This window comes from uncultured Oscillibacter sp. (genome assembly GCF_950073225.1).
Lineage (GTDB): Bacteria > Bacillota > Clostridia > Oscillospirales > Oscillospiraceae > Oscillibacter.
The window spans coordinates 20,818-27,963 of the sequence record NZ_CATMPS010000035.1 but is presented as its reverse complement, the minus strand read 5'-3'; the positions used below and the strand labels follow the sequence as shown (position 1 = coordinate 27,963).

Below are 7,146 nucleotides of genomic sequence, written 5' to 3'. Positions count from 1 at the left end.
CGTTTTGTTTTCTTTTTCCGGCATCTATATTCCATATCGCTAAAACTTTCCTGTTTCATACTCCGCGCCCCCTTTCCCTTATTTTATCACATCTTTTATCATTTCGGGGGATTAAATCAGCGTTTCCCTAAAGCTGTTGTCAAGGGGGAATGTGAGACTCATGATTTAGATTTCTCTTTTTGTGCAAATAAACTCCATCAAGAACCTAAAAAGATTTTAGAAAATTGAGGGCTTGACTTTTCGGCCCATATCTGCTACATTTTAATCGCAACGTGTAGCGTCACCGCGTAAATCCGGTTGATTGCTGCACGTTGTTTTTATTTGTCTCAAAAATCAATACCAGAAAGCGCGCGGCCAGAAGGCATAAGTCCAGCTCTTCTCGCCGGGCGCTTTCTCATGTTCAGAGGAGGAAACAATCTGTGGAACAAAAAGCGAATACCTTTCTTGAAACAGAACGGATCGGAAAGCTGATGGCAAAGTACGCCGTCCCCTGTGTCATCTCTCTGCTGGTGGCAGCACTTTATAACATCGTGGATCAGATTTTTATTGCCAACGCAGACTATCTCGGCTCCTACGGCAACGCCGCCAATACGGTGGTGTTTCCTTTGACGGTGGTGGCGCTGTCCATCGCGGTGATGATCGGTGACGGCTGCTGTGCCTTTGTCAGCATCAGCCTGACCTGTATGAAATCATTGGAAATCTGCTGGCGGCGTTCGCCGTGTGCCTGCTGGCCTATCTGACGCCGAAGCTGAAGGCGTGGCTGATTGCGCAGAAGGGCGCTGCCGTCTGGGAGGATATCCGAAAAATGGTCCAGGCGTTTGCCCGGGCGGCGGAGCAGCTGTATCACGACCAGGACCCCTCCGGGGAAAAGCGGCGGCAGTTTGTCCAGGAGCAGCTGCGGGCCATGGGCGTTGCGGTCACCGAGGCGGTCATTAACATGATTGAGGGGGCCGTCTGGGAGATCAACACGGAGAATCGAAAGGCCCTGGTGCAGACTAAGGAGATCGTCTCCGGGGGTGCGGAATGACAAGGGCGGCGCAGGTCCTTGACCTATTTGAAAGGGCTAACCTCTTTGACTAACCGTTGCTGCGCCCAGGTGACCGCGTGCGGCATCCGCACCCGAACCAGGTATTCCGCCGTGGTCTCCACCAGCGCTACCGGCGGCACATTCCGCCTACTTGGCAAGACATGCCCCTGCCCGGACAATTCCCTTGCCAGCATTGACGGCACGGCCCCCGCCGCGCCTCCCGCGCCCACGACCTGAGAGGAGGGAAACCATGAATCGAATTGGACGAATGATCCTCATGACCTCTGCCCAGGACCGGACCCGCCGGGACATGGACCGTTCTAGTTCCCCCCGGTATGAATATGACCGGGGGGGCCGTATGGACTATGGGGGGAGCGATTACAACGGGCCGGATTCCCGTTTCCGGGACCGCCGGGGCCGGGAGCACTACGACAACGGGCGCTTTGCCCCGCAAAATGACGGTGGGTCGTGGGTAGAAAGCCGCTACTGGGACGACCGGGAGGCGTATCGAGGCCCGGAAAGCCGCTATCCCATGACCACGCCCTATGTTCCACCCGTCTATCAGGACTATGGCGGAGAGAGAGGAGGGCAGCGTCCCATGAACAGAATTGGCTTCCGCATGTCCGGCGATATGGACCAGCGCCCCCCGGAGTTTGCCCGGGAGTACCGGACCGATGCCGGACACCGGGGAATGGATGAGATGTCCTACCGGGGCGGGGAGCGGATGAGCGGCCACGGCTCCGGAAGCGGCGGCCGGCCCTTTGATCGGGAGATGGCCCAGGAGTGGGTCCAGCGGATGAAAAACGCCGACGGAACCACCGGCCCGCACTGGACTATGGAGAAGACCGAGGAGGCCCGGGCGCAGCGGGGAATTAACTGCGATTCCCTGGAATTCTGGGTGGCAATGAATATGATCTACTCCGACTACGCCAAGGTAGCGGAAAAGGTCAACGCCAACAGCATGGACTTCTACGTTTACATGGCAAAGGCGTTCTTGGAGGACAAGGACGCCCGGAACCAGGGCGGGGAGAAGCTGGCCAAGTGCTATGAGTACGTGGTAATGTGAGAGAGGGAGGGCACTTGCCCTCCCTTTTGATAAAGCCTTCTTGCGCTCACGGTTACTAACGCGTTACTAACAAGGCAAAAACACGGGAATGTTAAGAACCCCTAGAACCATTGCGGTTCTAGGGGTTCCTTGGTGACCCGGCGGGGATTCGAACCCCGGACCCACTGCTTAAAAGGCAGAAAGCAAGAAAACGCCGAGAGCCTTGCGTACCAACGGATTCACGTGTTGATGGAATAGAAATTTGCAACATATTTCGCAAGAGGACATTTGAGGTTGTTTTATAATATCTCAAAGTATTGTGGGGTTGTCTTGTGTTCAGAGCAGGAACATGCCTCAATTTTCCACATAACTTGCGCAGAGAGGAAACAACTATGAGTGAAATTTGCAAACTGATTTCTGTGACAAATCAAAAGGGCGGTGTCGGCAAGACCACCACGGCATTGAACCTGGGGGCGGCGTTGTCCGCCTCCGGTAAGAAGGTCCTGCTAGTGGACAACGATCCCCAGGGAAATCTGACCGCCGCCCTGGGTTTCACCCAGGCAGAGCAGAAGTATACTATGGCGAATCTGCTGCTGGCCACCATCGACTACCCGGAGGATCTGGAGCTTCACTTGAAGCGAGCGGTTCTGCATACCGAGGCCGGTCCGAACCTGATACCCGCTAACCGACGCCTTGCGGATGCCGCCGCCCGGCTCCAGGTCATGCAGCTCTCCCAGTATAACGCGGTGGGAGATGCGGAACGGTCCTGCGAGAAGGTTATGGACAACCTGTTGGCTCCCCTCCGGGCTGACTACGATTATATTATCATAGACTGCGGCTTAAAGCAAGAGCTTCTGACCGTCAATGCCTTGGCAGCGTCAGACTACTGCATTATCCCGGTCCAAGCTCACTTCCTGGCCAGTGAAGGCATCCCGGAGGTCCTGGAGCTGGTACGGTCTGTGCAGACGAAGTTCAATCCGGCGCTCAAAATCGCCGGCATCCTGCTGACCATGTATCAGTCCCGGCCCCAGCTCTGCCGCAGTGTCCGGGAAAGCGTGGGGGATATCTACGGCGAGGCGTTCCACGTTTTTGAGCAGCCCATTGAATACTCCATCAAGGTAGCGGAGTGTCCCGCCGCTGGTCAGAGCATCTTTGACTACTCCCCGAAAAATGCCGCCGCTCTCAGCTATCGCAGTTTGGCGGAGGAGGTGCTGCGGCTTGGCTAAAGCGGCTATGAATGATCTGTTGAAGAAGCGGATGACGGCCAGCCAGCAGGCATCTGAGCTGCAAGCCAGCGATCAGGCGTATGAAAAACTCTTCCGGGAGGCCCCGCCTCCCGGAGAAGTGCAGATTCGCTCTCTGCCGCTGGATAAGCTGGTCCCCTTCTTCACAGCAGATATTGGGTTTCGCCCCTACTCGCCTGCCCAGCTCCAAGCCTTTGCGGAGCAGCTGAACGAGGAGGGATTGCTGGTGCGGATCATTGTCCGGCCCACGACTCCCAAGGGTAGTTATGAGATTCTCGCTGGACATAACCGGGCAAATGCGGCCAAACTGGCCGGATGGGATGTAATTCCTACCGAGATCGTAGAGGCGGATGACGCACGGGCTATTGTAATCGCGACTTCCACGAACTTGATTCAAAGGCAAAATCTCTCCGTTGTGGAGCGTGGCAAGGCTTATCGTGCTCTGCTGGACGCCAAGAACCGGCATGGCCAGTGGTACATTGATAGGGACGATGAAACTTTTGGCGAGAATCGCCAAAAGTTTGATGCAGCGGAGAAGGAGGTTCTTTTAGAGCGAGGACGGCAGAGATACAATGCCCGCAAACTGGTAGCGGAGTTCTTCGGTGTCACTGAGTACGAGATTCGTAAGGCCGTCAAGCTGACGCTGCTGATTCCCCCGCTTCAAGACATTCTGGAAACTTCCCCGAAGCGATTGAACCTCGCCTGCGCGGACCTCATGGCGGACTATGATATGGCATCCCAGGAAGCGTTTATTGAGATATGCAGTATTGAGGGCTATCAGATCAATAAGGCCGCAATGCAGCATATCGTCCGCAAATGCCCGCCGCCCACGGCGGACCGGCAGGCAGTCTATGCGGCGTGGAGGGAGGTCAGGGACGCCGCAGAGAAGCGCATGATGGCCCCGCCCAAGAAAATCTCCTTCAACCGCAAACGGTTCGCTCCTTACCTGGAAGGGCTGGGCAGTGATCAGGAGATTGAGGCGCTGTTTCTGGAATTTCTGCGGGAGAGAACTAAAAACGTCTAAGTGCAACAAATAGAAAAAACCGAATTAAATTAGCTTGGCGTCGCATCTGCGGCGTCAGGCTATTTTTATGCCCCGAGGGAGGTGACAAATCATGTACGAAGGCAGAAGGGCGCAAAGTCCCTTCGACGATTCCGCCGCTGACCGTCTGCGGCGCATGGGCCTGACAGACGGAAATGGAAAGCCGGACCGGGATGCCATCACAGTATGCAGTTGCGTGTTTGCGGGCCAGTTCTTTGATGATCTCTGTGACTACTTTGAGAGCTATGAAGACGTTCAGGAACTGATCTCAAACCTGTCCGAGTCAGCGGAGAACGCCGCGGGAAAGCAAAAATTCCTGCTGGTGTGCTTGCAGTACGATGCCATTTACCGCACGCTGCCGGACCCGGTCTGGTGGATCAGCGGCAATCCGGTCGCGGCGGAGCTGTTCGCGGCGGGCTTCACGGCCCATCTGAAGCAGCTCAATCAAGACAGATAAAGGGGGTGAAAAATTATGGAAAATATCAGAGTTTATAAACCGCCTGGCGGGGTTTCCCAGGTTGAAACCTTTATTGATGGCCTGGAGCCGAAGCTGCGGGAAAAGCTGGTCTGGCAGATCTTCCGCCTGTCCCGCACACCGCCCGCTGGGCTGAAGGAGCCTCACTACAAGCACTTCTCCATTGAGAAGTACCGGGATTTTTATGAGCTGCGGGAAAAGAACCGCATTGTCATTCGGGTGATTTTCACCGTGCGTCCGAATGGAGAAATCCTGCTCCTGCACGCATTCCAAAAGCGCCAGTCCCGGGATACTATGCAGGCGCTGGAGCGCTCTCTGAAACTATTGTCGTTGCTCCGGGACCATCCGGAACACGCGGTAGAATATATCATTGAGGAGGAACACAGATGAAGCACACCCACGGCATTACCCTCGCGGCCATGCTGGCGTTCGCCGGCATGGTATTTTTATGGAAAAGGAGGCCCAAGCCGCAATGAAAAAGCTCTGCATGTGCCTGCTGCTGGCCCTGTCGGTCAATGCCCTGGCGCTGGAGGTACCCACGGATACCGTGGTCCAGAATCTCAACGGCAGCCAGCAGCTTATCAAGACCTATGTTCTACACCCTGACGCCGACCCGCAGGGCTTGATCGAGGAACCCTTTGAACAGGAGGGCTACCTCTACACCTTTGCGGATATCGTCAAGGAGGAAAACCTGCTGTCCGACACCCTCTACCGCCGGGAGACGGTGACGGTGGAAACGGCCAGCAATGACCTCTCCAAGATTCTGGAGCAGCTGGAACCCTCCGTCGATTATGACGACGGCACCTACAAGGGTACTCTGACCCTGGATCATACCAGCATCCATACGGAGGCGTCCGGCTATGAGATCCGGAGCAGTACCGTCACGGCTACCAAAACCATCGGCCCGGTGGACCGGAACGATATGTCCTATGTTCCCGCCACCACGGTCAAAAACGGCGTCACCTTAAATCTCTCTGGTGTGGACTGGCAGGTGACGGGAACGGACCTGGTGGGCGACGCCCTGGCCCCGGCTTCCTATCAGGCGGTCGCTACTTACTCTGGCAAGTCCTATTATAAAGCTGCCACTGGCTATGTCACTACTGCCGGTTATGCGGGAGAAATCTCGCGGGATGGCGTGGAGAGCGTCACCTACAGGGTGATGTATCTGGGAACGGAAGGAGGAACGGCGGAAGCTGCCGCTAAGCACATCGGGAATACGCTTCCGGGCTATGTGCCCTATGTGATCGGCGGCCTGGGATTGGCGCTGCTTGCTGTTCTGATAGTGATGCTGCTCCGGTCCCGCAGAGAAGTACAGGAGTTCCGGGATGAAGAACCGGGAGAACATGAGGAGGAAAGCAGATGAAATGGAAAAGATGGGTTTCGGGCCTGGCTCTGTCGGCGGCACTGCTGGCCCTGCCCGCCCAGGCGATGGACTACAATTTCAGCACCGCCGCGCCCCAGGACTTCTACAAGAGCGGGTCCTATGAGGACGTCTACGGCTCCCAATACAACTACGGCGGCAAAAACGTGGTGGACTACCAGATTCCCGAGCTGGAGTACGGCCTGTTCAGCACTACGCAGACCGGCGTAATGGAGCGGACAACGCTGCCCGGCCTCCAGGCGGCGGTCGCCACCAGTGACGGCACCGGGAGCGGCGGATTCGGCGTCAGCGGCGGCGGGCCCATTACGGTGCTGACGGAAGCCGGCGCTTCCGCCGGGGGTACGGAGGCGTTTCTACCCTCCACCTCGGTCAGCCAGCCCGGCGGTTCGCAGAATACGTCTCAGAAAACGGCTTACACCAGCATCGAGGGAATGAAGCGGAGCGACGGCAGCATCGGAACGGTGAAAATCCCCTCCCTGGATATCAACATGAAAGTGTGGGAGGGCGAAACCAACGAGAGCATGAAGAAGGGGCTGGGGCATTACAGCTCCACCTCGGCCTGGGACGGCAACGTTGGAGTGTGTGGGCATAATCGAGGGGCCAAGTATACGATTGGCTCCATCAAGGATCTGGAGTACGGGGACACCATCACGTACACCACCGTACACGGCACCCGGACGTATTCGGTGGTTTCCGTCAAGACCATCTCCAATTCCGACTGGAGCTATTTGCAGGCCACCAATGATAACCGCATCACGCTGACCACCTGTCTGGCCAATCAGCCGGAAAAAAGAATTTGCGTCCAGGCGGTAGAAAAAACCACCTAAAATGCGCAAAAATGTTATTTAAGAAAGGTGGAATGTTGAAAAGACGTTTTTTCGGCGTAGGGAAATAAAATAAACCTTTGACAGACCGGAAAAGCTGTACTATGC

General features: G+C 56.1%; 10 protein-coding genes and 1 pseudogene. All 11 read left to right on the top strand.

Annotated features, from left to right (window positions below):
- Positions 1-228, top strand: a 228-nt coding sequence (locus tag Q1M04_RS13530; protein WP_300448213.1) for a hypothetical protein, incomplete at its 5' end; no start/stop codon positions are given.
- Positions 229-419: 191 nt separating this feature from the next.
- Positions 420-677, top strand: a pseudogene (locus Q1M04_RS13525) (MATE family efflux transporter); the annotation flags it as partial.
- A 41-nt stretch (positions 678-718) separates the two neighbouring features.
- Positions 719-1,027: a hypothetical protein gene (locus Q1M04_RS13520; RefSeq protein WP_300347026.1), complete on the top strand. Its 309-nt coding sequence runs from the start codon at positions 719-721 to the stop codon at positions 1,025-1,027.
- 45 nt (positions 1,028-1,072) lie between these two features.
- The gene (locus Q1M04_RS13515) at positions 1,073-1,264 is read left to right on the top strand and encodes a hypothetical protein (protein ID WP_300347028.1); all 192 of its coding nucleotides are present in this window, start codon (positions 1,073-1,075) and stop codon (positions 1,262-1,264) included.
- Positions 1,265-1,277: 13 nt separating this feature from the next.
- On the top strand, positions 1,278-2,093 hold the full coding sequence (locus tag Q1M04_RS13510; protein WP_300347031.1) for a hypothetical protein: 816 nt from the start codon (positions 1,278-1,280) through the stop codon (positions 2,091-2,093).
- Between the two features lie 371 nt (positions 2,094-2,464).
- A complete protein-coding gene (locus tag Q1M04_RS13505; RefSeq protein ID WP_300448208.1) occupies positions 2,465-3,298 on the top strand; it encodes a ParA family protein in 834 nt (277 codons plus the stop codon).
- Positions 3,291-4,340 carry a ParB N-terminal domain-containing protein gene (locus Q1M04_RS13500; RefSeq protein WP_300448204.1) on the top strand — a complete coding sequence of 350 codons (1,050 nt, stop codon included), beginning with the start codon at positions 3,291-3,293 and terminating at the stop codon, positions 4,338-4,340. Before Q1M04_RS13505 ends, Q1M04_RS13500 begins: the two co-directional genes overlap by 8 nt.
- A gap of 91 nt (positions 4,341-4,431) precedes the next feature.
- Entirely contained in the window at positions 4,432-4,815 is a 384-nt protein-coding gene (locus Q1M04_RS13495; RefSeq protein ID WP_300448201.1) for a hypothetical protein, read from the top strand.
- A gap of 15 nt (positions 4,816-4,830) precedes the next feature.
- Entirely contained in the window at positions 4,831-5,223 is a 393-nt protein-coding gene (locus Q1M04_RS13490) for a type II toxin-antitoxin system RelE/ParE family toxin (RefSeq protein WP_300448199.1), read from the top strand.
- 82 nt (positions 5,224-5,305) lie between these two features.
- The gene (locus tag Q1M04_RS13485) at positions 5,306-6,196 is read left to right on the top strand and encodes a hypothetical protein (RefSeq protein ID WP_300448197.1); all 891 of its coding nucleotides are present in this window, start codon (positions 5,306-5,308) and stop codon (positions 6,194-6,196) included.
- Positions 6,193-7,041, top strand: coding sequence for a class D sortase (locus Q1M04_RS13480; RefSeq protein WP_300448194.1), 849 nt, complete (start codon positions 6,193-6,195; stop codon positions 7,039-7,041). Before Q1M04_RS13485 ends, Q1M04_RS13480 begins: the two co-directional genes overlap by 4 nt.
- Positions 7,042-7,146: the final 105 nt, after the last annotated feature.